The sequence below is a fragment of the Kluyvera georgiana ATCC 51603 genome, assembly GCF_001654985.1.
In the GTDB taxonomy this organism is placed as follows: Bacteria; Pseudomonadota; Gammaproteobacteria; order Enterobacterales; family Enterobacteriaceae; genus Kluyvera; species Kluyvera georgiana.
Genome location: NZ_LXEU01000123.1, coordinates 1 through 1,253, shown reverse-complemented (window position 1 = coordinate 1,253; position 1,253 = coordinate 1). Strand labels below are relative to the sequence as shown.

Annotated in this window: 1 pseudogene; it reads left to right on the top strand. The window is 59.6% G+C overall.

Annotated elements, in window-relative coordinates:
- Nucleotides 1-57: 57 nt before the first annotated feature.
- Nucleotides 58-1,253 (top strand): annotated as a pseudogene (locus M989_RS23935) (IS481 family transposase); the annotation flags it as partial.

Genomic DNA, 1,253 nt, shown 5'->3' with positions numbered 1-1,253 from the left:
CGGGGACATGGTAGACACTTACAACTAAGGCATAAGAACCCGCTTATGGAGTCACTTATGCCCTGGGATGAGAGAGATACCATGTCATTACGTTCTGAGTTTGTTCTGTTCGCCTCGCAGGACGGGGCGAACATCCGTGCTCTTTGCCGTCTTTACGGCATATCTCCCGCCACCGGCTACAAGTGGCTTCACCGCTGGGCTCTGGAAGGCGGGGCCGGTCTTCACGATCGGCCCCGCACGCCTCATCATTCTCCTAACCGCTCGCCAGACGACATCGTTTACCTGCTGCGCATGGCCCATGACCGGTATGAACGCTGGGGCGCGCGCAAGATAAAGCGCTGGCTCGAAGACCAGGGACACCGCATGCCCGCCTTCAGCACCGTCCATAACCTGATGGCCCGCCACGGCCTGCTGCCGGGAACAGTGCCGGGTATCCCGGCCACAGGCCGGTTTGAACATGACGCGCCGAACCGGCTCTGGCAGATGGACTTTAAGGGCCACTTTCCCTTTGGCGGCGGCCGCTGCCATCCGCTTACCCTGCTGGACGACCACTCCCGTTTCTCCCTGTGCCTGGCACCCTGTACCGATGAACGACGCGAGACCGTGCAGCAGCAACTGGTCAGCGTGTTTGAACGCTACGGTCTGCCGGACAGGATGACGATGGACAACGGCGCGCCATGGGGCGACACGACCGGTGTCTGGACAGCGCTGGAGCTGTGGCTGATGCGCCAGGGTATCCGGGTAGGCCACTCCCGGCCATACCATCCGCAGACGCAGGGTAAGCTGGAGCGTTTTCACCGCAGCCTGAAGGCGGAAGTGCTGCAGGGGAAGTGGTTTGCGGACAGCGGTGAACTGCAGCGCGCCTTCGAGCACTGGCGGACAGTCTATAACCTTGAGCGGCCGCACGAGGCTCTGGATATGGCGGTGCCGGCCTCCCGGTATCAGCCGTCTGCACGGCAATACAGTGGCGTCATGGTGCCACCGGAATATGACGAGGGGGTAATGGTAAGGAAGGTCGATATCATCGGGAAGCTGAGCATAAAAGGCATCAGTCTGAAGGTGGGTAAGGCGTTCAGGGGAGAACGGGTCGGGCTGAAGGAAACGCAGGAGGATGGATGTTATGAAGTGTGGTGGTACAGCACAAAAGTAGGGGTGATCGACCTGAAGAAAAAGTCGATCACCATGGGTAAAGAGTGTTAAAAAGTGTTCACCATGTCCCCGAACACCTGTCTACCATGTCCCCGGACCGTACA